The sequence below is a fragment of the Pseudomonas sp. Eth.TT006 genome (assembly GCF_054456575.1).
Map to the genome: position 1 here is coordinate 104,665 of NZ_JBTJEN010000003.1, position 24,783 is coordinate 129,447.

18 protein-coding genes and 2 riboswitches are annotated in these 24,783 nt (G+C 61.3%); of the genes, 6 read left to right on the forward strand and 12 right to left on the reverse strand.

Features of this window, described 5'->3' with window-relative positions:
• Positions 1-2: 2 nt before the first annotated feature.
• The 4 genes from ACXR0M_RS06530 to ACXR0M_RS06545 all read right to left on the reverse strand — a co-directional run bounded on the left by ACXR0M_RS06530 (position 3) and on the right by ACXR0M_RS06545 (position 2,372).
• A complete protein-coding gene (locus tag ACXR0M_RS06530) occupies positions 3-665 on the reverse strand; it encodes an amino acid ABC transporter permease (protein ID WP_159812420.1) in 663 nt (220 codons plus the stop codon).
• Between the two features lie 51 nt (positions 666-716).
• Positions 717-1,565, reverse strand: coding sequence for a transporter substrate-binding domain-containing protein (locus tag ACXR0M_RS06535; RefSeq protein WP_458831001.1), 849 nt, complete (start codon positions 1,563-1,565; stop codon positions 717-719).
• A gap of 287 nt (positions 1,566-1,852) precedes the next feature.
• Positions 1,853-2,134 (reverse strand): type II toxin-antitoxin system RelE family toxin, encoded by a 282-nt coding sequence (locus ACXR0M_RS06540; protein WP_458831003.1) that lies wholly within the window; start codon positions 2,132-2,134, stop codon positions 1,853-1,855.
• A complete protein-coding gene (locus ACXR0M_RS06545) occupies positions 2,124-2,372 on the reverse strand; it encodes a type II toxin-antitoxin system Phd/YefM family antitoxin (protein WP_458831005.1) in 249 nt (82 codons plus the stop codon). The genes ACXR0M_RS06540 and ACXR0M_RS06545 overlap by 11 nt, the downstream gene beginning before the upstream one ends.
• A gap of 274 nt (positions 2,373-2,646) precedes the next feature.
• Between ACXR0M_RS06545 and ACXR0M_RS06550 the strand changes: the two genes are divergently transcribed.
• Complete coding sequence (locus tag ACXR0M_RS06550; protein ID WP_458831007.1) at positions 2,647-3,117, forward strand: thioredoxin family protein; 471 nt, start codon at positions 2,647-2,649, stop codon at positions 3,115-3,117.
• 57 nt (positions 3,118-3,174) lie between these two features.
• On the opposite strand, the gene ACXR0M_RS06555 is transcribed toward ACXR0M_RS06550, so the two are convergent.
• The 6 genes from ACXR0M_RS06555 to cobW all read right to left on the reverse strand — a co-directional run bounded on the left by ACXR0M_RS06555 (position 3,175) and on the right by cobW (position 13,727).
• On the reverse strand, positions 3,175-4,734 hold the full coding sequence (locus ACXR0M_RS06555; protein ID WP_458831009.1) for a TerC family protein: 1,560 nt from the start codon (positions 4,732-4,734) through the stop codon (positions 3,175-3,177).
• A 415-nt stretch (positions 4,735-5,149) separates the two neighbouring features.
• Positions 5,150-6,796: a phospholipase D-like domain-containing protein gene (locus ACXR0M_RS06560; RefSeq protein WP_458831011.1), complete on the reverse strand. Its 1,647-nt coding sequence runs from the start codon at positions 6,794-6,796 to the stop codon at positions 5,150-5,152.
• Positions 6,797-6,976: 180 nt separating this feature from the next.
• Positions 6,977-7,621 carry a vWA domain-containing protein gene (locus ACXR0M_RS06565; protein ID WP_458831013.1) on the reverse strand — a complete coding sequence of 215 codons (645 nt, stop codon included), beginning with the start codon at positions 7,619-7,621 and terminating at the stop codon, positions 6,977-6,979.
• 23 nt (positions 7,622-7,644) lie between these two features.
• On the reverse strand, positions 7,645-8,643 hold the full coding sequence (locus tag ACXR0M_RS06570) for an ATP-binding protein (protein WP_458831015.1): 999 nt from the start codon (positions 8,641-8,643) through the stop codon (positions 7,645-7,647).
• Between the two features lie 161 nt (positions 8,644-8,804).
• Positions 8,805-12,653 carry a cobaltochelatase subunit CobN gene (cobN, locus tag ACXR0M_RS06575; protein ID WP_458831017.1) on the reverse strand — a complete coding sequence of 1,283 codons (3,849 nt, stop codon included), beginning with the start codon at positions 12,651-12,653 and terminating at the stop codon, positions 8,805-8,807.
• A 3-nt stretch (positions 12,654-12,656) separates the two neighbouring features.
• Positions 12,657-13,727, reverse strand: a complete 1,071-nt coding sequence (gene cobW, locus ACXR0M_RS06580; RefSeq protein WP_458831019.1) for a cobalamin biosynthesis protein CobW — start codon at positions 13,725-13,727, stop codon at positions 12,657-12,659.
• A 98-nt stretch (positions 13,728-13,825) separates the two neighbouring features.
• Positions 13,826-14,035: riboswitch (cobalamin riboswitch) on the reverse strand.
• A gap of 978 nt (positions 14,036-15,013) precedes the next feature.
• A riboswitch (cobalamin riboswitch) is annotated at positions 15,014-15,235 on the forward strand.
• 121 nt (positions 15,236-15,356) lie between these two features.
• Here cobW and ACXR0M_RS06585 point away from each other — a divergent pair.
• The 4 genes from ACXR0M_RS06585 to cobM all read left to right on the forward strand — a co-directional run bounded on the left by ACXR0M_RS06585 (position 15,357) and on the right by cobM (position 17,502).
• Positions 15,357-15,554, forward strand: a complete 198-nt coding sequence (locus ACXR0M_RS06585; protein WP_458831021.1) for a CbtB domain-containing protein — start codon at positions 15,357-15,359, stop codon at positions 15,552-15,554.
• Positions 15,555-15,565: 11 nt separating this feature from the next.
• A complete protein-coding gene (locus tag ACXR0M_RS06590; RefSeq protein ID WP_458831023.1) occupies positions 15,566-16,264 on the forward strand; it encodes a CbtA family protein in 699 nt (232 codons plus the stop codon).
• Positions 16,261-16,674, forward strand: a complete 414-nt coding sequence (locus ACXR0M_RS06595) for a cobalamin biosynthesis protein (protein ID WP_458831025.1) — start codon at positions 16,261-16,263, stop codon at positions 16,672-16,674. The genes ACXR0M_RS06590 and ACXR0M_RS06595 overlap by 4 nt, the downstream gene beginning before the upstream one ends.
• Before the next feature lie 81 nt (positions 16,675-16,755).
• Positions 16,756-17,502: a precorrin-4 C(11)-methyltransferase gene (cobM, locus tag ACXR0M_RS06600; RefSeq protein ID WP_458831026.1), complete on the forward strand. Its 747-nt coding sequence runs from the start codon at positions 16,756-16,758 to the stop codon at positions 17,500-17,502.
• Between the two features lie 206 nt (positions 17,503-17,708).
• Here cobM and nfuA read toward each other — a convergent pair whose 3' ends face one another.
• Both nfuA and ACXR0M_RS06610 read right to left on the reverse strand, forming a co-directional pair.
• A complete protein-coding gene (gene nfuA / locus ACXR0M_RS06605; RefSeq protein WP_003225494.1) occupies positions 17,709-18,293 on the reverse strand; it encodes a Fe-S biogenesis protein NfuA in 585 nt (194 codons plus the stop codon).
• Positions 18,294-18,589: 296 nt separating this feature from the next.
• Positions 18,590-20,884 (reverse strand): fatty acid cis/trans isomerase, encoded by a 2,295-nt coding sequence (locus tag ACXR0M_RS06610; RefSeq protein WP_458831029.1) that lies wholly within the window; start codon positions 20,882-20,884, stop codon positions 18,590-18,592.
• A 156-nt stretch (positions 20,885-21,040) separates the two neighbouring features.
• Between ACXR0M_RS06610 and metH the strand changes: the two genes are divergently transcribed.
• Entirely contained in the window at positions 21,041-24,751 is a 3,711-nt protein-coding gene (gene metH / locus ACXR0M_RS06615) for a methionine synthase (protein WP_458831031.1), read from the forward strand.
• The last annotated feature ends 32 nt before the right edge of the window (positions 24,752-24,783 follow it).

Genomic DNA, 24,783 nt, shown 5'->3' on the forward strand with positions numbered 1-24,783 from the left:
TCCTATCGGCGGATCGCCAGACGCTGCTCGAGGTAGCGCAGCAGCATGGCAATGAAGTAACAGGCCGCGACGTACAACGCCGTGGTCACCAGCCAGGTTTCGATCACCCTGTAGCTCTCGACGTTGATCTTGCGCGCGTAATAAGTCAGCTCCGGCACCGCAATTGCGGCGGCCAGCGAGGTGTCCTTGAACAGCGAAATGAAGTTGTTCGACAGCGCCGGCAACACATTGCGCAACATCACTGGCACGGTCACGTAAGCCTTGACCTGCCACTCACCGAGACCGATCGCCAGCCCCGCTTCGCGCTGGCCCTTGGGGATGCTCAGCAAACCGCCACGGAACACTTCGGTCAGATAGGCCCCGGCGTACAACGACAGAGTGATGATGAACGACGGGATCTTGTCCAGACGAATCCCGAGGCTCGGCAAGGCAAAGTAGATCAACAGGATCAAAACCAGAATCGGCGTGTTACGCACCACCGTGACGTACACCGAGGCCAGCACCCGCAAGGCGCGATGCTTCGACAGCAAGGCAAACGCCATCAGCAGGCCGATCACGCAGCCGATGGCAATCGACACCAGCGCCAGTTCAAGACCCAGACCGAGCCCCGCCAGCAAGGTGTCGAAATCGCGCCACACGGCGGCAAAGTTCAACTGATAGTTCATGGTCAGCAGTACCTTGAGCGGGGCGATGTGGATCGCCCCACTCTCTCGGGATCATTTGAATTCGACAGGAAAACCGATCGCCGGCGACGGCAGGTCGACGCCGAACCACTGCTTGAACGACGCCGCGTAGGTCGGGAACTCAACGCCGGTCATGGCTTCATGCAAGGTGGTGTTGACGAAGTTCAGCCAGTCCTGATCGCCGCGTTTGACTGCGCAGGCGTAGGTCTGCGGGCTCCAGGCGTAGCTCGGGCTGCGGTAGCGCCCAGGGTTCTGCACCATCAGGTATTTGACCGACGACTGATCGGTGGCGGCGGCATCGGCGCGGCCGGAGTTCACCGCCTGATACATCAGATCGACGCTGTCGTACTGATCGACCTTGGCCTTGGGCAACGCTTGATGCACCAGTTCTTCGGCATAAACGTTCTGCAGGACGGCCACGGTAACGCTGTCACCGGCGGCCTGCAGATCCTCGATTTCCTTGTACTTGCTGTTGGCCGGCAGCAGCAGGCCGACGCCTTCGCGGTAGTACGGCAGGGTGAACGCCACTTGCTGCGCGCGGCTGGCGGTGACGGTGATGAACTGGCAGCTCATGTCGACCTTGTCGGTCAGCAGATTGGGAATCCGCGCATCGGATGACTGCACCACGAACTCGACTTTGTTCGGGTCATTGAACAGCCCCTTGGCCACCATCCTGGCGATGTCGATATCGAAGCCCTGCAACTTGCCATCGGCACCTTGAAAGTGCCACGGCGCGTTGGTGCTGCCGGTGCCGACAATCAGCTTGCCACGGGCCAGAACACTGTCGAGCTTGCTGTCAGCTGCCTGGGCCGCGCCCATCACAGCGGACGAAGCCGCAAGAACAAAAACACACGCTTTGAACAACGAAGGACGGCGATGCATGGCAAGCACTCCAGGATGATGTTTATTCCGCTATACCGGAATACGGTTTGTTACTGCGGAATAGACAGCAGAAAGTGTGCCACAGGAATCACGGGGAATCTGCACGAATCGGAAATGGTTTTGGAATCAACGGGATGCGGGAATTGCGAAGGAATGATGTTTGCGGGTCACAACATGGGTGACGCTACCGTAGGCTACAGGGTGCGAGTATCAGGTTCTCAATTGATGCATCGACGGACGAATTCGGTGCAATGAGGTTGGCGCTTGACGGTGCCCTTTCTCCATACCTATCGGCTAGCGGCGCTGTCATAGACTTCTCCCCGCTCTCTTCTCCCTACCGCAATCACCGTAACAACCAGGATTTCGTCCTTTACCCGGTAGACCAGTCTGTACCCAGCACTGCGAAGCTTGATTTTGTAGGCGTTTCCCAGCCCTCGAAGTCGATCGGCAGGAACATGAGGATTGACCAGACGTGTCGCGAGTTTCTTCTTGAACTGATCCTTTAGTGCTGAATCAAGCTTTTTCCATTCCTTCCAGGCTTTTTCGGAAAACTCCAGCTCATAGGTCATCTATAGAAACCTTGATGGTGGGATCGTTTTCTCGCTCCTTGCATAGTGCGATCAGCTCCAGATCCTCAAGGCGATTCATCATCGCTTCATATTCCTGTGCGGGAACACAGTAAAACGCTGGCTCATTTCGATTGAGGATTGCAACAGATTGGCCACCACCGGCGGCCACGGTACCCATGGGATTTCTTTTCAATTCAGAAATACTCGCAACGACATTGGAAAGAATTACGTGAGTCATGGTGGTGCTCCCTGGAGTGCTATTGATGGTGCTTAAAATAGCACTCCAAGACATCTTCGACGTGTCTCGCTGATCTCACTGACTCTTTAATGAGTGAAAAAAGGTACCACGTTGCGACATTCCATTATTCCGGGTTTGGTGTCGGGCCGGTCCTGGAAAAAAGTGGGAAAAGTCTCGCAAGCTCACAGACCACCTGTAATTTCTGACAGTAGACCAAGTCTCCGCACTCCCTTAGCGTCACCTAACCTTCGAGGTCGTTGAAAAGGAGTTTTCGATGAGTGCTGCCAATCCCATTTCCAATCTGGCCCCGGTCTACCGCAAAGCCCTTAAAACCTGGCGCCCGGTGATCATGTACTTCGGCAGCGAACACTGCCCCGCCTGCGAATGGGCCGGGCCGGTGTTTCGCGAGGTGGCCGAGGCCTATCGGCTGCGGGCGGACATCTACATGTTTTACACCGATCAGGTACCGCGCCTATGGTTGGTCACTGGCACGCCTACCGTGCTGTTCTGCCAGAACGGCAAGTTTCTGAAGAAGCTCAAAGGCATCGGCACGCCAGAAACGTTAAGAGAGGATTTCGCCAGACACGTTGGCAAGACCAAGGCACCGACCAAAGTCCGCAAGCCACGACACGACCTGGCCTGGCTTCGTCGCACATTGCGTAACCTTTGCACCGTTCCCCGTGCGCAGTCACGTCGACCCCACGCGATGTTCATGCAGGAGCTGCGGCACGCTGCGATCTTTTGATCTTGCTTTCAAAAATCAAAGTCAAAAGATCGCAGCGTGCCGCAGCTCCTACAGTGCTTATGCGGTATCGCGCACCAGCAACACTCGCGTTACCCGTCGCTCTTCCACCGCTGTCACCGTCATCTGCCAGCCTTCGTACTGCAGGCGATCGCCTTTCATCGGCAGTCGATCCAGCAGACTCATGACCAGTCCGGCCAGGGTCTGATAGTCCTCGGTCGGCTGCGCACCAAAGCCTGTGCGTTCACGCACGCGCATCAGGTTCAGCGCGCCGCTGACCACGAACCCGCCTTGTTCCTCGACCACGTCCGGACCTTCGACTTCGCTGGCATCGGGCAGCTCGCCGGCGATCGACTCAAGGATATCGGTCATGGTCAACACGCCGACGAAGTCACCGAACTCGTTGACCACGAAAGCAATGTGGGTCGAGGCCGCGCGCATCTGTTCCAGGACGTTGAGGATCGAATAACTGTCGAGCAGGTTGATGGTCTTGCGCGCCAGATGCTCAAGGTTCGGCTCGTTGCCGGCCAGATACTCCTTGAGCAGCTCTTTCTTGTGCACGAAGCCCAGCGGTTCATCCACCGCGCCATCGCGAATCAGCGGCAAGCGTGAGTAGGACGAGTGCATCAATTTTGTGCGAATCGTTTCGGCGTCGTCGGCCAGATCAATGGCGTCGACGTCCGCACGTACAGTCATCAGATTCCGAATCGGCCGCTCAGCCAATTGCAGCACGCCGCTGATCATCACTCGCTCACGCCGGTCGAACAGTTCCGCGCTCGGCGTCTCGCCGTCGTCCAGCAGATCGGAGATTTCCTCACCGACCTCTTCCGCCGCCAGCTTGCGCCCGCCGAGCAAGCGCATCACCGCATGTGCCGTGCGCTCACGGATCGGGCGCAGGCCTTGCATCGAACGTTTGCGCCGGGCGCGGGCGATCTGGTTGAACACCTCGATCAGGATCGAGAAACCAATGGCCGCATACAGATAACCTTTCGGAATGTGGAAGCCCAGACCTTCGGCGGTGAGGGCGAAACCGATCATCATCAGGAAGCCCAGACACAGCATGATCACCGTCGGGTGCGCATTGACGAAGCGGGTCAGCGGTTTGCTGGCCACGATCATCAGGCCGATGGAGATGATCACCGCGATCATCATCACCGCCAGCTCATCGACCATGCCGACCGCCGTGATTACCGCGTCCAGCGAGAACACCGCGTCGAGTACCACAATCTGCGCCACGATCGGCCAGAACAATGCGTAACCGGCATTGGTCGAGCGCTGGCCTACGTGGCCCTCAAGCCGTTCGTGCAATTCCATGGTGGCCTTGAACAACAGGAACACACCACCGAACAGCATGATCAGGTCGCGGCCGGAGAAGCTCTTGTCGAACACCTCGAACAACGGCTGCGTCAGGGTCACCAGCCAGGAAATACTCGCCAGCAGGCCCAGGCGCATGATCAACGCCAGCGACAGGCCGATGATCCGTGCGCGGTCGCGCTGATGCGGCGGCAGCTTGTCCGCGAGGATCGCAATGAACACCAGGTTGTCGATACCCAGCACCAGTTCCAGCACGATCAATGTCAACAAGCCTAACCAGGCCGTGGGATCCGCTAACCATTCCATAAACTATCTCGATCTCTCTTCAGTGAATTCAGGCTGCCGGACACGGCAAAGCGCAACGCGAAGGCTCTGAAGCCGCGCTGACAACGAAAGTCGGAAGTCGGAAAACCGGATATTGCGAGTGCGTCAAGACCGCGCCATGGCGCGAAGAGAAGGAACGACTGGGAGGCTCCAAGAGGGTGTTCATGCAAATCCTGAATGAAAAATGGCCTTGGAGCGTACAGGCTCAAGGCACATGTTCTACAGCGGCAAATCATTTCAAAATCTGTAAGAACGCAAAAAATGTGGGTTTTCTGATGGTCCTTTCGCGAGCAAGCCCGCTCCCACACTGGATCTTCAGCGCACCCAGAACCGGTGTCGGACGAATAATATCTGTGGGAGCGGGCTTGCTCGCGAAGAGGCCTTCAGACACAAAGCATCAGCGTCCGGCAAAACGCAACCGCGACAACTGGCGCAAATCCCCCTCCAGGTAGTAATCGTTGGTCCAGCTGTCATCCAGCGCCAACGGACTCACTTGCTTCAGTGCAAGCTGCCGGGCGAAATAACGAAAGCGGTAATGCTCATAGAAACGCAGCAATTCCAGGCCATAGCGATCAGCCAGATCGGTGTCACCGCGAATGATCAGGAAGTTCTCGTCGTTGCCGTTGCTCGCCGATTGGCTGAGGTTGTGGCTGCCGCTGATGATGGTCGGCGCAGCGCTGGTGAAGTCAGTGACCACCGCTTTGGTGTGCACCAGCAGATTGCCCTTCTGCCCCTTCATGTTTTCCTTCAGCCAGCCTTCCAGTCCGGTGTTGAGCAAAGCGGTGGCAGCGAATTCGGCGGTGCGATCGGCATGGAACCCGGTGATGCGGCTTGCGGTGTTTTGCAGGCCGTAACGCAGGATGTCGTCATGCGGCTTGCCCAGCAGCGCGTCGAGAATCGCGTCCGGTAGGCTGAACGCCGTGACGAACAGCACATCCCTTTTCGCCGCCTCGATGATCTCGACGAACTCGCGCAAATCAGCACCGCCGCTGCGTGGCGAGAACCCGGCGAACAGCGCTTGCCTCGGATCCAGCGGGTTATGTTCGTTGATCCAGCTGCGCGTCGCGCCGACATCGGCGGGGTTGGCCCAGACTTCTTCGAAGGTTTGCAGATAGCGCGCAGCAATCGTCACGTCCTCCAGGGTATGCACCACATTGGCCTGGCGATACACGCCATTGGCGGTGAAATTGGTACTGCCGCACAGCACCGCCTGCGGTTGCCGCTGGCCAGCGCCATCGACGCGGCTGAGAACAATGAACTTGTCGTGGAAGATCGCCGGGGTGACCCGACCACGCTTGTTCGCCGCCGGCAACTGCGCGAGATTGCTTTCATTCAGGATCGTGTCGGGGTCATCCGCTCGGGCGTGATACAGCACGCGCACTTGAACGCCACGGGCGAACGCGGCATTCACCGCATCGACAATCGTCTGCAACTGATATTCGTAGATCGCGATATCAAGTGCCCACTGCCCATCCACCGCGCGCTCGATGTAGCCGAGCAAACGCGCCAGCAGACCGTTCTCCAGCCACAGACGCGCCGCGTCGGGCCAGGCTTCGATCGGCAGCTTCTTGTTGGCGCTGATCTGTGCATCGAGATCGGGAAACTTGCGCTGGAAAGCCTGACTGGCGGCCACCGCGCGATTGAAAATCACGCTCTGATTGGCCGGATGGCCGTCATCGGAGATGATGCTCAGCTCCAGGGACTCGCCCAGCTGCGGCGCGTCCGCCGTACCGTAGGCCAGATGCACGCGATAGTGCATGGTCGTCCCCGGATTGACCGCGTAATCGGCCCAGCGAAATTTCTGCAACGGCGCTTTATCGCTGGGCGTGGCGTGGTATTGGGCAAAGGTGTGAGCCTTGCCGGGAAACGTCAGGCTGTTGAACAGAAAGCGCCAGGGTTGGCCGCCCTGCTGCTTTTCGATGGCAAAGCCGAGCAAGCCTTTGCGCCGGGGTTCGGCCAGATCCATGGCCAGCAGCACGCCGTTGGTACCGGCGTAGGCTTTGAGGCGAAAATCGTCCTGGGGATTGGCGACCAGTACCCGCATGATTCACTCCTTGTGATTGGGCTGGGGTGGAGCATAGAGCAGCGCTGCAATCTTTGGCGCTCGCCGCTTGCACCGAGGCGATATCTTCGCGAGCAAGCTCGCTCCCACAGATTGCGCGGTGATCACAAATCCTGTGGGAGCGGGCTTGCTCGCGAAAGCGGATGCTCAGAGGCACGGATGTCAGAGCGAAGTCAGATCATCAATATGCCGATATTCGGCATTCAGCGCTGCCGCCAATTCTCGCGCCCGGGCCAGACGGATCGGCCCCCGCTCAATGTCAATCAACAGCCCCGGACACGCCAGCGGCGGCATCGCCGGCAACGCCTTCAAACGCCCATCGGTGACCAGCAACAAGCGCTGCTGCTCGGCCGGAAAACGCTTTTGTCGCTGCACCAGCCAATGCTGCGCCTGCGCCAACGCCGCCAGCAACGGCGTGCCGCCGCCCGCGCCCAGCGCCTCCAGCCAGGTGCGCAAACCGCTCGACGCTTTCAAACCCTGCACTTGCCACTGCGGCGCACTGCCGCTGGCGGTCAGCAGCGCCAATCGCGCCCGCTGTCGATAGGCGTCATCGAACAGTTGCGCAAGCAAACCCTTGGCATCGCTCAGCGCCTGATGCCGGCGGGTCGAGGCCGAGGCGTCGACGATCACCAGCCACAATTCATGGGGAGAACGGGTGCGCAACTGGAATTGCAGATCGTCCAGGGTCTGCGGCCGACCGTTAAGCAGCGTGCCCGGCCAGTTCACCGCGCCGTTGTGCGCGGCGTGGCGCCGGCCCTGGCGTCCATGATCGAGGCGTCCGGCGCGGGGTCTGGCATTCGCCCCCACGTCGGATCGGGGACGAATGCCGGTTACTTTTTTGGCCAGCTCGGCACTTCGCGGCGGGCGCCGGTGGCCAGTGCCGGAGCCGGCATATCGCCCCACTGGCCCTGCCCCTCGCTCGGTTCAGCCTGGGCGCTGGCCGAGTTCTGTGCGGGTGGCTGAGGGCTTGACGACGACGGATCGCGACGACGATGACGCAGGGCAAATTCCGCCACCGCGTCGATGTCCTGCTCGGCAATCGCTTCAGCTCCACGCCACGCCGCATGGGCCCGCGCCGCGCGCAGCCAGACCAGATCGGCGCGCAAGCCATCGACGCCAGCGGCAAAGCAACGCTCGGTAATCAACGCCAGGGCGTCATCGTCCAATGGAATATTCGGCAAGGCCGTGCGCGCTCGCTCGCAACGTTCGCGCAGGGCTTGTTGCCGGGTTTCCCATTGCGCGCAGAACGCCTGCGGCTCGCTGTCGAAATCCAGCCGGCGGCGGATGATCTGCCCGCGCTCGGCCGGCGCGGTGTGGCCGCTGAGCGCAACGTTCAGGCCGAAACGGTCAAGCAGTTGCGGGCGCAGTTCGCCCTCTTCCGGGTTCATCGTGCCGATCAAGACGAAGCGCGCCGAATGCCGATGGGAGATACCGTCGCGCTCGATCAGGTTGGTGCCGCTGGCCGCGACATCGAGCAGCAGATCGACCAGATGATCGGGCAGCAGGTTCACTTCATCGACATACAGCACGCCGCCGTCAGCCTTGGCCAGCACGCCGGGAGAAAATTGCGCCCGGCCTTCGCTCAGCGCGGCGTCGAGATCGAGGGTGCCAACCAGACGTTCCTCGGTGGCACCCAGCGGCAGTGTGACGAACTGACCGCTCGCCAGCAGATCGGCGAGGCCACGGGCCAGCGTCGATTTGGCCATGCCACGCGGGCCTTCGATCAGTACACCACCGATTTTCGGGTCGATGGCGGTCAGGTACAGGGCGAGTTTCAGGTCATCGGCGCCGACCACGGCGGAGAGCGGGAAATGCGGGGTGTCGGTCATCTTCAATACTCGGTCATGGTCGGTGATCTATCGAAAAACGTCGGGAGCTAATCTGATGCCCTGTGGGAGTGGGCTTGCTCGCGAAGGCGTCGTGTCAGTCGATATACCTTTTACTGATACACCGCTTTCGCGAGCAAGCCCGCTCCCACAGGAGAACCGCGTCAAGTGTCTTCTTCTATATCCAGCAGCAGATTCTCCAGCGCCTCTTTATACACGCCCGGCTCCTGCCACATCCCGCGCTGTTGTGCTTCCAGCATGCGTTCGGTCATGTCGCGCAGCGCGGGCGGGTTATGCTCGCGAACAAAGTCACGGGTGGCCGGGTCGAGCAAATAGGCATCGGCGAGCAACGCATATTGATGATCATCGATCAACTGCGTGGTGGCATCGAAAGCAAACAGGTTATCGACCGTCGCCGCCAGTTCGAACGCGCCTTTATAGCCGTGGCGTTTGACCCCGTCGATCCATTTCGGATTGGCCGCCCGCGAGCGGATCACCCGGTTCAGTTCTTCTTTCAGGGTGCGGATTTTCGGCAGGTCCGGCTGACTGTGATCGCCGTGATAACTGGCCGCTGCCTCGCCGCGCAGGGTTTCCACCGCCGCGAGCATGCCACCCTGGAACTGGTAATAGTCGTTGGAATCGAGCAGGTCATGCTCGCGATTGTCCTGATTCTGCAGCACCGCCTGCACCTGACTCAGGCGCTGGACGAACTGTTCGCGCGCGGCGGTGCCCTCGTCCGCGCCGCCGTAAGCGTAGGCGCCCCAATTCAGGTAGACCTCGGCCAGATCCTCGCGGGTCTGCCACAGACGCCCGTCGATGGCGCCCTGCACACCCGCCCCGTACGCCCCGGGTTTGGCGCCGAAAATTCGCCAGCCGGCCTGACGTCGTGCGGCGTCTTCATCCAGCCCCGATTGCAACAGCGCCTCGCGCTCGGCCCGCACTTTCGCCGCCAGCGGATTGAGCTCGTCCGGCTCGTCCAGCGCCGCCACCGCTTGCACCGCAGCATCGAACAGGCGGATCAGGTTGGCAAAGGCATCGCGGAAGAATCCGGACACCCGCAGCGTGACATCGACCCGAGGCCGATCCAGCAGGCTCAGCGGCAGAATCTCGAAATCATCCACCCGCTGACTGCCGGTGGCCCACACCGGACGCACGCCCATCAGCGCCATGGCCTGGGCGATGTCGTCACCGCCGGTGCGCATGGTTGCCGTGCCCCACACCGACAGGCCGAGCTGGCGCAGGTGATCGCCGTGATCCTGCAAATGCCGCTCGAGAATCAGCGTGGCGGACTGGAAACCGATACGCCACGCGGTGGTGGTCGGCAGGTTGCGCACGTCCACCGAATAGAAGTTGCGCCCGGTGGGCAGCACGTCGAGACGGCCACGGCTGGGGGCGCCGCTTGGGCCGGCGGGGACGAAGCGGCCGTTCAGCGCATCGAGCAAGCCGCGCATTTCGGCGGGGCCGCAGGCATCGAGGCGTGGGGCGACGACCTCGCGCAGGGACTGGATGATCGTATTTACATCAGACCACCCCGATCCCTGTGGGAGCGAGCTTGCTCGCGAAAGCTGTGTGTCAGTGAATGAAGTGTTGGCTGACTCGCCGCCTTCGCGAGCAAGCCCGCTCCCACAGGGGGTATGCAGGGCTTGGGCGATCAGTTGCGTGGCAAACAATTCGAGGCGTTCGCGGGTATCGCCGGCGGTGCGCCAGACTTCGTCGCTGACTGAAACCAGCTCATCGGGACGCGGGCCGTTCCACGGATCAGCCAAGGCACAATCCAGCGGATCGAAACCGAGTTCGAACGCTTTGGCCAACGCACGTAGCAGACTCGACTGCGCGCCCTTGCCATCGCCACGCGGAATGCGCAGCAACGCCAGCAAGGTGTCGATGCGCAAACGCCCGCTCGGCGATTCGCCGAATATATGCAGGCCATCGCGTATCTGCGACTCCTTCAGATCACACAGATAAGTGTCCAGGCGCGGCAGCCAGATCGCCGCGTCGGCGTCGCTGTCCAGATCGGCATCGAGTTGCAGTTCGCGGTCGATTTGCGTTTCACGCACCAGTTGCAGGATGTCGCGCTGCAGCTCACGGGCGCGGCGCGGGTCGAGCAGTTGCGCTTCGTAATACTCGTCGGCCAGCAGCTCCAGATTGCGCAGCGGGCCGTAGGTTTCGGCGCGGGTCAGCGGCGGCATCAGGTGATCGATGATCACCGCTTGCGTACGTCGTTTGGCCTGGGCGCCCTCGCCCGGGTCGTTGACGATAAACGGATAAATGTTCGGCAGCGGCCCGAGCAGCGCATCCGGCCAGCAGTTTTCCGAGAGGCCGACGCCCTTGCCCGGCAGCCATTCGAGGTTGCCGTGTTTGCCGACGTGAATCACCGCGTGTGCGCCATAGGTTTCGCGCAGCCAGAAATAGAACGCCAGATAGCCGTGCGGTGGCACCAGATCCGGATCGTGATACACCGCGCTCGGATCGACCTGATAACCGCGCGCCGGCTGAATGCCGACGAAGGTCAGGCCGAAGCGCAGACCGGCAATCATCATCCGCCCGTCGCGGCACATCGGGTCGTTGTGCGGCGCGCCCCAACGTTCCAGCACCGCTTCGCGATTGGCCTGCGGCAGCGCATTGAACATCGCCAGATAGGCGTCCATCGCCAGGCTTTGCTGACACGGACGCAAATCGATGCTGTCGAGATCGTTGCTGACGCCGCCGAGCAGTTGCTGGATCAGCGCAGTGCCGCTGTCCGGCAACTCAGCCGTCACCGGAAAGCCTTCGGCCTGCAGCGCACGCAAGATGTTCAGCGCCGCTGCCGGGGTGTCGAGGCCAACGCCATTGCCGATACGGCCGTCGCGCGTCGGGTAGTTGGCGAGAATCAGCGCGATGCGTTTTTCCGCGTTGGGCAGGCGCGCCAGATCGCTCCAGCGCCGCGCCAGTTCGGCGACGAAATCCATGCGTTCGGGCTGCGCCCGGTAGCAGACCACATCGGACTGACTGCGCTCGCTGCGCCAGGCCAGATCCTTGAAGCTGATCGGCCGGCTGATGATGCGTCCGTCGAGCTCCGGCAAGGCAATGTGCATCGCCAGATCCCGAGGCCCGAGGCCCTGTTCGCTGGCGCGCCAGCCCGGTTCGTTGTCCTGGGCGCAGATCGCCTGAATCACCGGAATATCACGGCGGAACGGCCGCAGATGCGGCGCCTCCGGGCTGGACTGGGCGAACCCGGTGGTGTTGAGAATCAGCGCCGCCTCGACCGCGTCCAGCCAATCCTCGACCACGCTCAGGCAACCGGGCTCTTTGAGGCTGGCGACCGCGATCGGTAAGGGATTGAGCCGCGCGGCCTGCAAGCGCTGGCAGAACACATCGATGAACGCGGTGTTCGCCGCCTGCAAATGCGAGCGATAAAACAACACCGCCGCAACCGGCTGACCAGGCAGCCAATCGGCCTGCCAGTCGCTCAGTGCGGCGGTGTTTTTCTGTGGGTGGTAAATCGCCGTGCGCGGCAGCGCTTGCGGCTCGCCCCAAGCGTAGTCGCGCGCCAGCCAGCGATTGGCCAGGCAATGGAAAAAGTCCAGCGCGTTGCCCATGCCGCCCTGACGCAGAAACTGCCAGAGACGATCACGATCTGCGGCGGGCACCGTGCTGCGGTCGCTGAGTTCCGGATCGGGACGATCATCGCCCGGCACCAGAATCACCTGCACACCGCGCGCGGCCAGCTCCATCAACCGCTCGACGCCATAACGCCAATAAGCGATGCCGCCGTGCAGCGAGATCAGAATCACCTTGGCGTGGCGCAGCACCTCGTCGACATACAGATCGACCGAAGCGTGATTCTGCACCTGCATCGGGTTGGCCAGGCGCAGGCTCGGGTAATCCTCGGGCAACTGCTGCGCCGCTTCGGCGAGCAGCGCCAGACTGGAGTCGCCGCTGCACAGGATCACCAGCTCGGCGGGGGTTTGGCCAAGGTCGGCGATGTTGTCATCCGACACAAAACCGCCGGGCTGGGTCCTGAGCAGGTGCATGGTTTAAACGCTGAGCGCGGCGCGCAGTTGCGCTTCGAGTTGCGCGGCGTCGAGTTCCTGACCGATCAGCACCAGACGGGTGACGCGCGCCTCCTCGGCGCCCCACTGACGGTCGAAGTGCTTGTCGAAACGCGTGCCCACGCCTTGAATCAGCAGGCGCATCGGTTTGTTCGGGATCGCCGCGAAACCCTTCACACGCAGGATGCCGTGCTGTACCACCAGCTGCGTCAGCGCGTCGAGCAACAGGCTCTCATCGGCTTGCGGCAGTTCAATGGAGATCGAATCGAAGGCGTCGTGATCGTGGTCATCGTGATCGTCATCACCGTCGTGGTGGTGATCGTGATGGCTGTGGCGGCTGTCGATGTGTTCTTCGGAACCGGCACCGAGGCCGATCAGCACGTCGAGCGGCAGACGGCCGTTGCTGGCTTCGATGATTTTTACCGCCGGCGGCAGTTCTTCGGCGACTTCAGCACGTACGCGCGCCAGATCTTCCGGGCTGGTCTGGTCAGCCTTGTTGAGGATCACCAGGTCGGCGCTGGCCAGTTGGTCAGCGAACAGTTCGTGCAGCGGCGATTCGTGATCGAGGTTCGGGTCGAGTTTGCGCTGGGCATCGACCTGATCCGGGAAGGCGGCGAAGGTGCCAGCGGCCACCGCCGGGCTGTCGACCACGGTGATCACCGCATCAACGGTGCAGGCACTGCGGATTTCCGGCCACTGGAACGCTTGCACCAGCGGTTTTGGCAGGGCCAGGCCCGAGGTTTCGATGAGGATGTGATCGAGATCGCCGCGACGGGCGACCAGTTCGCGCATCACCGGGAAGAACTCTTCCTGAACCGTGCAGCACAGGCAGCCGTTGGCCAGTTCGTAGACGCGGCCGGTGGCTTCTTCTTCGGTGCAGCCGATGGTGCATTGCTTGAGAATTTCACCGTCGATACCCAGCTCGCCGAACTCGTTGACGATCACCGCGATACGGCGGCCCTGAGCGTTGTCGAGCATGTGCCGCAGCAAGGTGGTTTTGCCCGAGCCGAGGAAACCGGTGACGATGGTGACGGGGAGTTTGGCCAGTGTTTTCATCGGTATGCCTTTGGCAAAGCGGCGGGCATACGGGACGAGATCCGCTGCGAGCGTGCGCGCGGAAGAATTCGCCACCGGATCACCCCGCCCGGTTGTAGTGAGAAATCGGTCACGAGGCAGGTCTCCTGGCTGACGGTGTTCGGACCTTGGGCCCGGCATTCGCTGCGCCTTCCCGCTGGCTCTGGATTGAGCTGGCAGTGGCGTGGCAGCGAACATCACCGTTCACAGTTGCGGGGGCAGCCGCGGCTTTGACCGCGTTCCCTTCTTAGCTTCGGCATCGCCGAAGAACCTCGAAAGTGCAAGGCTACGCATCGTGTTGGGGTGGGTCAATGGGCTTTTGGGGTTGTTTGAGTTGGGGGCAGATCCGTTGCTGCGGGTGTCGCGGCTGGCGCTGAGTCCCTTTTTTGAAACGCCAAAAAGGATCAGTGGTTTTGGGTTTGTCTGGATTGGGGGCATATCCATTTCTTCGGGTGCTGCCGCTGGCGGTTTCGCTCTTACAGCGAGTCACCTTTTCCAGACGCCGAAAAGGTAACCCAAAAGGCTTGCCCCGGCGTACGGCACTTCGCTGAGGCTCAGTGTTCCCTCGCTACGGTGTCCATCAGGGGGCATCGCCTACGGTTTGCTTCGCTGCACCTCCTCTCGATGTATGCGGCTGCGCCGCACGGCGCTGCGCGCCTACCCCCTGATGGACACCTACGCTCGGCCTGCCGATGGGGCGGGAAGTCAAAAGCCAGATCAAGAGCCAAAGCCAAAGCCAAAGCCAAAGCAGATCAAAAGATCGCAGCCTTCGGCAGCTCCTACATGGGATGCGTTCAAAGAATTCGGTCGGCTGGCAGGCCGCCATCGCGAGCAGGCTCACTCCTACAGTTCAGATCGCGTGCAACCCATGCGGCGAAGCCGCCCCACTCAACAGGATGAGCGTTAGCTCGGCTGCGGCTTTTGATCTTGATCCACGGGCGACGTCGGGAGGCTGAGTGGAGGGATTGATCCGGGGGTGGGAGCGCAGCGACCGTTTGGCGCAGCCAAACACAGCGAGAGGAGGTGCAGCGAAGCAAACCGTAGGCGCTGCGCCCAGATCAATCCCGGAGCGAAGGGACCCCGAGCCCCAGCGAGCGGGCCGGACGTAGGAGCAAGCGTTTTTTTGCTTACTTTTTTTAGGCGTTTGTAAAAAAAGTGAGTCGCCGTAAGGGCGAAACCCTAAGTGGCCGTTACCGCAGCAACGGATATGCCCCCAATACAAGACAATACAACCCATCCAATTGACTCAAATCCCCAGCCCATGCTCTCCTACACAACTTGTTACGGGTGCCCTTCACAGGGTGAAACGGGAAACCGGTGAATCATGTGCTTTACTCAAAGCCATGTCAGTCCGGTGCTGCCCCCGCAACGGTAAGCGAGCGAAGCGTCAGATCCACTGTGCCGGTATGGCATGGGAAGGTGATGCTTGCAGGTCGGCCCCACGCCAACCCCTCGCGAGCCCGGAGACCGGCCCGCAACACACAGCGCGCACCTTGCGCCGCTGACCACGACAACCCGCGGTGGGCGGGCGCTGTTCGACCCCCTGCGTGCCTGACTCGCAGGGGTCTTCATGCGCTCCGTTTACCCGCTGACATTCCAGAGGGAAGCGCTATGTCGATCATCAGCAGCACCGGCAGCACCACCGCCAAAATTTCCAGCACCAGCACCTTGACCCAGCGCCTGACAGCGGCGATCTTCGCCTCGATCCTTGGTGCAGGCCTCGTCTACTTCGCCGGTTTCTCGCACATCGAAGCGGTGCACAACGCCGCCCACGATACCCGCCACAGCGCCGCGTTCCCGTGCCACTGAGACCTGCCGACATGATCAAGCGTATCGCGCAAACTGCAGGTTTCACCGGCCTGCTGGCCGCCCTGCTGCTGACCTTGCTGCAGAGCTTTTGGGTCTCTCCACTGATTCTGCAGGCCGAAACCTACGAGAAATCCGAACCGGTGGCGGTTCATGAACACGCCGCTGGCGTGGCTGCGCACAGCCACGACGCCGAGGCCTGGGAGCCGGAAAACGGCTGGCAGCGGGTGGTTTCGACCACTGGCGGCAATCTGGTGGTGGCGGTCGGTTTCGCGTTGATGCTCGCCGGTCTTTACACCCTGCGCGCCCCAACGAAAACCTCGCAGGGCCTGCTCTGGGGTCTGGCCGGATACGCGACTTTCGTCCTCGCCCCGACCCTCGGCCTGCCGCCTGAGCTGCCGGGCACTGCAGCGGCGGATCTGGCGTCGCGGCAGACGTGGTGGATCGGCACCGCCGCCTCTACCGCCGTCGGCCTGGCATTGATCGTGTTCAGCCGTCAATGGCTGATGAAGCTGCTGGGCGTGGCGATTCTGGCCGTGCCGCACGTGATTGGCGCTCCGCAACCGGAAGTGCATTCGATGCTCGCACCGCAAGCCCTGGAAGCGCAGTTCAAAATCGCTTCGCAGCTGACCAACGTGGCGTTCTGGCTGGCTTTGGGCCTGATCAGTGCCTGGTTGTTCCGCCGCAAGAACGATGGTCAATACCACGCATGACCGCTGACCGCGCAGCGCCGACCTTCGTGGTCGGCCTCGGCTGCCAGCGCGGCTGCCCGGTCAGTACCCTGCGCGCGCTGCTCGATCAGGCGTTGCAGGCGCATCGCATCGAGCTGCGAGCGATCAGAGCCTTGGCCAGCATCGATTTGAAGCGCGACGAGCCGGGCTTGCAGGAGCTCGCCGCGCAACTGGCGTTGCCGCTGCAGTATTTCAGCAGTGAACAACTGGCCAGCTATCAGCCACGCCTGAGTCATCAGTCACAGATTGCCTTCGAGCGCACCGGTTGCTATGGCGTGGCGGAAAGCGCGGCACTGGCGCTCGCCGAACAACTGATTCAAGCCCCGGCAAAACTGCTGATTCCCCGGCAAAAATACGCTCAGGCCACGCTGGCGTTGGCCGGTGCCGCGTAAAACCCCGATAATCACCCTGTTTGATCATGAGCAATCTTCATCTGAAGCACTGCCCTGCCCCGTTTTCCACAGGATTTATTCATGACTGTCTATTTCATCGGTGCCGGCCCCGGCGATCCGGAATTGATTACCGTCAAAGGCCAGCGGCTGATTCGCCGCTGCCCGGTGATCATCTACGCCGGCTCGCTGGTGCCGGCCGCCGTGCTTGAGGGGCATCAGGCCGAAACCGTGGTCAACAGCGCCGAATTGCACCTGGAGCAGATCATCGATTTGATCAAAACTGCCCACGGCAAAGGCCAGGATGTGGCACGGGTGCATTCGGGTGACCCGAGCCTGTATGGCGCGATTGGCGAGCAGATTCGTTATCTGCGCGAACTGGATATCCCTTTCGAAATCATCCCCGGCGTCACCGCCACCGCTGCCTGCGCAGCCTTGCTCGGCGCCGAACTGACCCTGCCGGATGTATCGCAAAGCGTGATTCTGACCCGTTACGCCGACAAGACCGCGATGCCCGTCGGCGAAGAGCTCGGCAGCCTGGCGCAGCATGGCGCGACCATGGCGATTCATCTGGGGGTCAACCATCTGCAGAAAATCATCGCCGAACTGCTGCCGCATTACGGCGCAGATTGCCCGATCGCGGTGATTCACCGGGCGACGTGGCCGGATCAGGATTGGGTGCTGGGGACACTGGAGGACATTGCCGCGAAGGTTGAGGCCAAAGGGTTTCGGCGTACGGCGTTGATTCTCGTGGGTCGGGTGCTGGGCAGTGAGGTGTTCAGCGAGTCGTCGCTGTATCGCGCGGGGCATGCGCATCTTTACCGGCCCTGAGTCGGAGGATTTTTGTGGCAAAGTGCAAAACCTGTGGCGAGGGGATTTATCCCCGATGAACTGCGCAGCAGTTGCTTTTTTGGGGCTGCTTCGCAACCCATCGGGGATAAATCCCCTCGCCACACAGTTGTCGCTCTGATTAATTCAGGGCATAAAAAAACGGCGCTCACGGACGCCGTTTTTCATATTCGCAGCGAACACCTTACTCAGTAGTAGGCGTTTTCTTTCTGCGTGTGGTCGGTCACGTCGCGGACGCCCTTGAGCTCGGGAATGCGCTCGAGCAAGGTGCGTTCGATGCCTTCCTTCAAGGTTACGTCGGCCTGGCCGCAGCCTTGGCAACCACCGCCGAACTGCAGCACGGCGATGCCGTCCTCGACCACATCGATCAGGCTGACCTGACCGCCGTGGCTGGCCAGCCCCGGGTTGATCTCGGTTTGCAGGTAGTAATTGATGCGCTCGTTGACCGGGCTGTCGGCGTTGACCATCGGCACTTTGGCGTTAGGCGCCTTGATGGTCAGCTGGCCGCCCATGCGGTCGGTGGCGTAATCGACGACGGCATCGTCAAGGAACGCTTCGCTGAACGAGTCGATGTAGGCAGTGAAGCTTTTCAGCCCCAGCGCGGTATCTTCTGGCTTTTCTTCGCCTGGCTTGCAGTAGGCAATGCAGGTTTCGGCGTACTGGGTGCCAGGCTGGGTGATGAAGACACGGATGCCGATGCCCGGGGTGTTCTGCTTGGAGAGCAGATCGGCCAGGTAATCGTGGGCGGCGTCGGTAATGGTAATAGCGGTCATGGAAACTCCTCGCAGGCTTGGGCGCAGTTTACGCCAATCGTTGCGCCGGACAAAGTCCTAGTATTTTTGTCGGGAAAGATTTTCCTCAGGCACGTCGTCGATTCGCGCCCTGAGCCAGCAACAACGACTGCGCTTTCCACCCATTACGAGCCGATACCTGTAGGAGCTGCGGCACGCTGCGATCTTTTGATCCTGTCGTTGGAAGATCAAAAGATCGCAGCCTCGTTGCACTCGACAGCTCCTACAGGGGTTTGCGGTGTTGCCTGGAGTTGGGACAGCACCCCCATAGCAAACGATCAAAGATTCTCGTAGCGGTTCATGTCCAGCACGGCCTCTTCCACCGGATCGGTTTCGTGGATGTACTGGCTCAAGTCGTGGAAATAGAACCAGAATTGCGGATGACTGCGGCGGATCCCCCAGCGTTCGACGATTCTCTCGAAACGTTCGGCGTCCTTGGCGCTCTCCATGGCATCGACAAACTCCGGCACTTGCCCGGCCGGAATGTTGAAGATGAAGTTCGGGTAACTGCTGAGCACGCCCGGGTAGAGGGTCAGGGTGTCGAGCCCCGGCTGATAGCGCCGGGATTCGCCCAACAGGAACGCCACGTTGCTGTGCGCGCGATTGCGCAGCAGGCTGTAGACCTCGCGTTTGCCGCTGCGGGTCTCGATGCGCAGCATGCTGGCCTCGGGCAATTGGTCGATGACCTTCAGCCCGGCTGCCGGGCGCGAGGTCAGGCGGCTCAGCGCCTGTTCGGCGTTTTGCAGCGCCGGGTCGATGTTGGGCCGCGAGCAATAGGCACCGTCACAACGGTTGATCGGGTCCGGCCGCGCATTAAGGTCGCCATAGCGCGCCAGCAGTTGCATGGCGAAGTCGTATTTCGGGTGTTTCGGATCGAGTTTCAGCCCGGTGGGCTTGTCGTCATCGATGGCCTCGTAATCGAGCCACATCTTGAACTGGCCGCCGTCCTGGTACCAGTCGTCGAGGTAATCCTCGCGAGAGTCGGCCGGCATCAGGCGCAGGAAGTTCTGCTCGGCGCCGTTGCGGATCAGGTCGAAATACAGGCGGGTCTGCGCCTGATGGGAGACGTTGCCGAACACATCGAAATTCACCGCCAACTGATAATAGGTGCGCTCCAGCAGCGGGTAGTCGAACAGCCACATGGTTTGCGGCACGTCGCCGATCAGGCCCTTGGTCACCGAGGCGCTGTCAAAGTGGCGGAAAATGCTCAGCAGCGCGTTGTCGTTACCGGCCCAGAGGGTCGACCAGCTTGGTGGCGGCTGATCGGCATAGCTGTCGCGGCGCAGCGCCTCGTACTCGTTACGCTTGTCGCGGTAGTTGATCCACAGGCTCAGCACGCTGCCAACGTCATCGTTCTGCCCCGGCATCGCCAGCAATGGCGTGGCTTGGCCGCGGTAGTTCGGATCGGTGATGTACAGATCGTGTTCCGGGGCCTGGAACAGCGCCCAGAAGTTGTCGCGGATCACGTCGGTGGCGATCTGTCCGCGGCACACCGGCCCGCGAATGAAGGTGCGCACGAAGTATTCGGCGTTATCCAGCATGAACTGGTACCGCGCCTGCGCCGGAATCGCCTCGAACGTGGCGAACGGGTTGGCCCGGCTCTGCGGCCCGTATCCCGGCAGCGCATTGACCTGCCAGTTGCCGCTGTAGAACAGGCTCTTGACCCGCGACATCTTCGCCGCGCTCAGCGGGTAGGTGATGTGGGTCTTGTGCACGATCACCCCTTGCACCGGCCACAGGCGGTAATACATCTGCGTGCCCGGGTCGTCATTCGGGCGCCGGGTAGCGATCAGGTCGATCGGCTGGCCGCTCGGCGTGCGCGACCGCACCCACTGGAAGAAATGCCCCGGCTCACCGTCCTTGAAATACAGATGCGCAAGGTACCAGTGCTCGAACAACCAGCGCCCGACCAGACTCTGCCGTGCGCCGGGGGCGTTGAGCAGGTTTTCCCACTGAAGGATCTGCACAGATTCTCTCGCGCTCGGCGCCAGCCCTTGCTCATCGATCGGCGCCCCGGACGCCAGCCAGCGTTGCAGGGTCTGATACTGCTGATCGGTGAGCCCGGTCACCGCCAGCGGCATGCCTTCTTTCGGGTGGGCGCCGGCGTAGCCTTCAAACTCGGCGGGCATTGCACACATGTTGTCCCGCTGCAGACCGAGAACGATGTCTGCCGGCAGTTTGGCATTCGGGGCCAGCGGGGTTTTGTGCCCCAGCTCCAGCATGCGCGCCATCAGCGCCGCCTGACTGCCCTGGGCGTCGAGCACCGAATAAAAGCCCTTCTGCTGCCAGGCGCGTTTGCCGAAAGCGTCGTAGAACAGTCGCGTAGTCGGCGCAGCCTGGGTGCGCTCGCCATCGTAGACCGGCATCTTGCTGGCGCCGCGCGCGGTACCTTCGGCGCTGCCCAGATTGAGCTGGCACGCCGAGTCATAGCAGGCGTGGCAGGCCACGCACTTCTCGGTAAAGATCGGCTGGATGTCGCGGCTATAAGAAATAGCCGACGAGTTCGAGGCTTCTTGAGCTCCCGCGCCAAAGCTTAAACACAGCAAGATAATGCTGATGACGCGGTGCGACATGCCCGTGATCCCGATGATTAAAAAAACGCCCGCGAGTCTACAGTATGACGTCCGTACCAACATGAATGATATTCATGGAAAAGCCCTGCATGCTCCAAAAGCGCACAGGTTTGTTATGATCCCGGCCCTTCGTAATGGTCTTTTCGAGTAGTCCAAATGTCCGATCGCAGCGTCCGCCTCCAAGCTCTCAAGCAAGCCCTCAAAGAGCGCATCCTGATTCTTGACGGCGGCATGGGCACGATGATCCAGAGCTACAAGCTCGAAGAGCAGGATTATCGCGGCAAACGCTTTGCGGACTGGCCAAGTGACGTCAAAGGCAACAACGACCTGTTGGTGCTCACCCGGCCGGACGTGATCGGCGGCATCGAAAAGGCTTATCTGGATGCCGGTGCCGATATTCTGGAAACCAACACATTCAACGCCACGCGGATTTCCATGGCCGATTACGGCATGGAAGAACTGGCGTACGAATTAAACGTAGAAGGCGCACGCCTGGCGCGCAAGGTGGCCGACGCCAAGACCGCCGAAAACCCGGCCAAGCCGCGTTTCGTCGCCGGCGTGCTCGGCCCGACCAGCCGCACCTGTTCGCTGTCGCCTGACGTCAACAATCCCGGCTACCGCAACGTCACCTTCGATGAACTGGTGGAGAACTACACCGAGGCCACCAAAGGCCTGATCGAGGGCGGCGTCGATCTGATCCTGATCGAAACCATTTTCGACACCCTCAACGCCAAAGCGGCGATCTTCGCCGTGCAAGGGGTGTTCGAAGAGCTGGGCTTCGAGCTGCCGATCATGATTTCCGGGACCATCACCGACGCCTCCGGGCGCACCCTGTCGGGCCAGACCACCGAAGCGTTCTGGAACTCCGTGGCCCACGCCAAACCGATTTCCGTCGGCCTCAACTGCGCGCTCGGCGCCAGCGAGTTGCGTCCGTATCTGGAAGAGCTGTCGAACAAGGCCAGCACCCACGTATCGGCGCACCCCAACGCCGGCCTGCCGAACGAATTCGGCGAGTACGACGAGCTGCCAGTGGACACCGCCAAGGTCATCGAAGAGTTCGCCCAGAGCGGTTTCCTGAATATCGTCGGCGGTTGCTGCGGTACCACCCCAGGGCACATCGAAGCCATCGCCAAAGCCGTGGCCGGTTACCCGCCGCGACAGATTCCGGAGATTCCCAAGGCCTGCCGCCTGTCGGGCCTGGAGCCGTTCACCATTGATCGCAACTCGCTGTTCGTCAACGTCGGCGAACGCACCAACATCACCGGCTCGGCCAAATTCGCCCGCCTGATCCGTGAAGACAATTACACCGAAGCGCTGGAAGTCGCTCTGCAGCAGGTCGAGGCCGGCGCGCAGGTGATCGACATCAACATGGACGAAGGGATGCTCGATTCGAAGAAGGCCATGGTCACCTTCCTCAATCTGATCGCCGGTGAACCGGACATCTCCCGCGTGCCGATCATGATCGACTCCTCGAAATGGGAAGTGATCGAAGCCGGCCTCAAGTGCATTCAGGGCAAGGGCATCGTCAACTCGATCAGCATGAAAGAAGGCGTCGAGCAGTTCATCCATCACGCCAGACTGTGCAAGCGTTATGGCGCGGCGGTGGTGGTAATGGCCTTCGACGAAGCCGGCCAGGCCGACACCGAAGCGCGCAAGAAAGAAATCTGCAAACGCTCCTACGACATTCTGGTCAACGAAGTCGGCTTCCCGCCGGAAGACATCATTTTCGACCCGAACATCTTCGCCGTCGCGACCGGCATCGAAGAACACAACAACTACGCGGTGGACTTCATCAACGCCTGCGCCTACATCCGCGACGAGCTGCCGTACGCGCTGAGTTCCGGTGGCGTGTCCAACGTGTCGTTCTCGTTCCGTGGCAACAACCCGGTGCGCGAAGCGATCCACTCGGTGTTCCTGCTGTACGCGATCCGCGCCGGCCTGACCATGGGCATCGTCAACGCCGGTCAACTGGAGATCTACGACCAGATCCCGCAAGAACTGCGCGACGCCGTTGAAGACGTGATCCTCAACCGCACCCCGGAAGGCACCGACGCCCTGCTCGCCATCGCCGACAAGTACAAGGGCGACGGCAGCGTCAAGGAAGCCGAGACCGAAGAGTGGCGCAACTGGGACGTCAACAAGCGTCTGGAACATGCGCTGGTCAAGGGCATCACCACCCACATCGTTGAAGACACCGAAGAGTCGCGCCAGTCGTTCGCGCGCCCGATCGAAGTCATCGAAGGCCCGTTGATGTCCGGCATGAACATCGTCGGTGACCTGTTCGGCGCCGGCAAAATGTTCCTGCCGCAGGTGGTGAAATCCGCCCGCGTAATGAAGCAGGCCGTAGCGCACCTGATCCCGTTCATCGAGCTGGAAAAAGGCGACAAGCCGGAAGCCAAGGGCAAGATCCTCATGGCCACGGTCAAGGGCGATGTGCATGACATCGGCAAGAACATCGTCGGCGTGGTGCTGGGCTGTAACGGCTACGACATCGTCGACCTCGGCGTGATGGTCCCGGCGGAAAAAATCCTCCAGGTCGCCAAAGAACAGAAGTGCGACATCATCGGTCTGTCCGGCCTGATCACGCCGTCGCTGGACGAGATGGTCCATGTTGCCCGCGAAATGCAGCGCCAGGATTTTCACCTGCCGCTGATGATCGGTGGCGCGACCACCTCCAAGGCGCACACTGCGGTGAAGATCGAGCCGAAGTACAGCAACGACGCGGTGGTCTACGTCACCGACGCCTCGCGCGCCGTGGGCGTGGCGACACAGTTGCTGTCCAAGGAACTCAAGGCCGGTTTCGTCGAGCGGACCCGCGAAGAGTACGTCGAAGTCCGCGAGCGCACCGCCAATCGCAGCGCCCGTACCGAACGCCTGAGCTACGCGGCGGCGATCGCCAAGAAGCCACAGTTCGACTGGGCCGGTTACACCCCGGTCAAACCGACCTTCACCGGCACTCGAGTGCTGGACGATATCGACCTCAACGTACTGGCCGAGTACATCGACTGGACGCCGTTTTTCATCTCCTGGGACCTGGCTGGCAAATTCCCGCGCATCCTCGAAGACGAGGTGGTCGGTGAAGCCGCCACCGCGCTGTACAAGGACGCCCGCGAAATGTTGACCAAACTGATCGACGAGAAGCTGATCAGCGCCCGCGCGGTGTTCGGCTTCTGGCCGGCCAACCAGGTGCATGACGACGACATTGAGCTGTACGGCGATGACGGCAGGCCAATGGCGCGCTTGCATCACCTGCGCCAGCAGATCATCAAGACCGACGGCAAACCGAACTTCTCGCTGGCCGACTTCGTCGCGCCGAAAGACAGCGAAGTGACCGACTACGTCGGCGGTTTCATTACCACCGCCGGCATCGGCGCCGAAGAAGTGGCCAAGGCCTACCAGGACGCCGGCGACGATTACAACTCGATCATGGTCAAGGCCCTCGCCGACCGCCTGGCCGAGGCTTGTGCCGAGTGGCTGCACCAGCAGGTGCGCAAAGAACACTGGGGTTATGCCAAGGATGAAGTGCTGGACAACGAAGCACTGATCAAAGAGCAGTACTCCGGTATCCGTCCGGCCCCGGGCTACCCGGCCTGCCCGGACCACACCGAAAAGGCCACGCTGTTCAAACTGCTCGATCCTGAAGCAGCAGAACTGCGCGCCGGACGCAGCGGTGTGTTCCTCACCGAGCATTACGCGATGTTCCCGGCAGCCGCCGTCAGCGGCTGGTACTTCGCCCATCCGCAGGCGCAATACTTTGCCGTGGGCAAGATCGACAAGGATCAGGTGCAGAGCTACACCTCGCGCAAGGGCCAGGATCTGAGCGTGACCGAGCGCTGGCTGGCGCCGAACCTGGGTTACGACAACTGACTCGAGCCTTGACCGATCACCTGCGACGCCGG

What these genes read in the sequence shown, in the direction of transcription:
- ACXR0M_RS06555 (WP_458831009.1), bottom strand. Translation starts at nt 4,734, where the DNA reads ATGGAATGGTTAGCGGATCCCACGGCCTGGTTAGGCTTGTTGACATTG.
- cobN (WP_458831017.1), bottom strand. Translation starts at nt 12,653, where the DNA reads ATGCACCTGCTCAGGACCCAGCCCGGCGGTTTTGTGTCGGATGACAAC.
- ACXR0M_RS06560 (WP_458831011.1), bottom strand. Translation starts at nt 6,796, where the DNA reads ATGCGGGTACTGGTCGCCAATCCCCAGGACGATTTTCGCCTCAAAGCC.
- ACXR0M_RS06570 (WP_458831015.1), bottom strand. Translation starts at nt 8,643, where the DNA reads ATGACCGACACCCCGCATTTCCCGCTCTCCGCCGTGGTCGGCGCCGAT.
- ACXR0M_RS06530 (WP_159812420.1), bottom strand. Translation starts at nt 665, where the DNA reads ATGAACTATCAGTTGAACTTTGCCGCCGTGTGGCGCGATTTCGACACC.
- cobM (WP_458831026.1), top strand. Translation starts at nt 16,756, where the DNA reads ATGACTGTCTATTTCATCGGTGCCGGCCCCGGCGATCCGGAATTGATT.
- ACXR0M_RS06550 (WP_458831007.1), top strand. Translation starts at nt 2,647, where the DNA reads ATGAGTGCTGCCAATCCCATTTCCAATCTGGCCCCGGTCTACCGCAAA.
- ACXR0M_RS06595 (WP_458831025.1), top strand. Translation starts at nt 16,261, where the DNA reads ATGACCGCTGACCGCGCAGCGCCGACCTTCGTGGTCGGCCTCGGCTGC.
- ACXR0M_RS06545 (WP_458831005.1), bottom strand. Translation starts at nt 2,372, where the DNA reads ATGACTCACGTAATTCTTTCCAATGTCGTTGCGAGTATTTCTGAATTG.
- ACXR0M_RS06540 (WP_458831003.1), bottom strand. Translation starts at nt 2,134, where the DNA reads ATGACCTATGAGCTGGAGTTTTCCGAAAAAGCCTGGAAGGAATGGAAA.
- ACXR0M_RS06585 (WP_458831021.1), top strand. Translation starts at nt 15,357, where the DNA reads ATGTCGATCATCAGCAGCACCGGCAGCACCACCGCCAAAATTTCCAGC.
- cobW (WP_458831019.1), bottom strand. Translation starts at nt 13,727, where the DNA reads ATGAAAACACTGGCCAAACTCCCCGTCACCATCGTCACCGGTTTCCTC.
- metH (WP_458831031.1), top strand. Translation starts at nt 21,041, where the DNA reads ATGTCCGATCGCAGCGTCCGCCTCCAAGCTCTCAAGCAAGCCCTCAAA.
- ACXR0M_RS06590 (WP_458831023.1), top strand. Translation starts at nt 15,566, where the DNA reads ATGATCAAGCGTATCGCGCAAACTGCAGGTTTCACCGGCCTGCTGGCC.
- nfuA (WP_003225494.1), bottom strand. Translation starts at nt 18,293, where the DNA reads ATGACCGCTATTACCATTACCGACGCCGCCCACGATTACCTGGCCGAT.
- ACXR0M_RS06535 (WP_458831001.1), bottom strand. Translation starts at nt 1,565, where the DNA reads ATGCATCGCCGTCCTTCGTTGTTCAAAGCGTGTGTTTTTGTTCTTGCG.
- ACXR0M_RS06610 (WP_458831029.1), bottom strand. Translation starts at nt 20,884, where the DNA reads ATGTCGCACCGCGTCATCAGCATTATCTTGCTGTGTTTAAGCTTTGGC.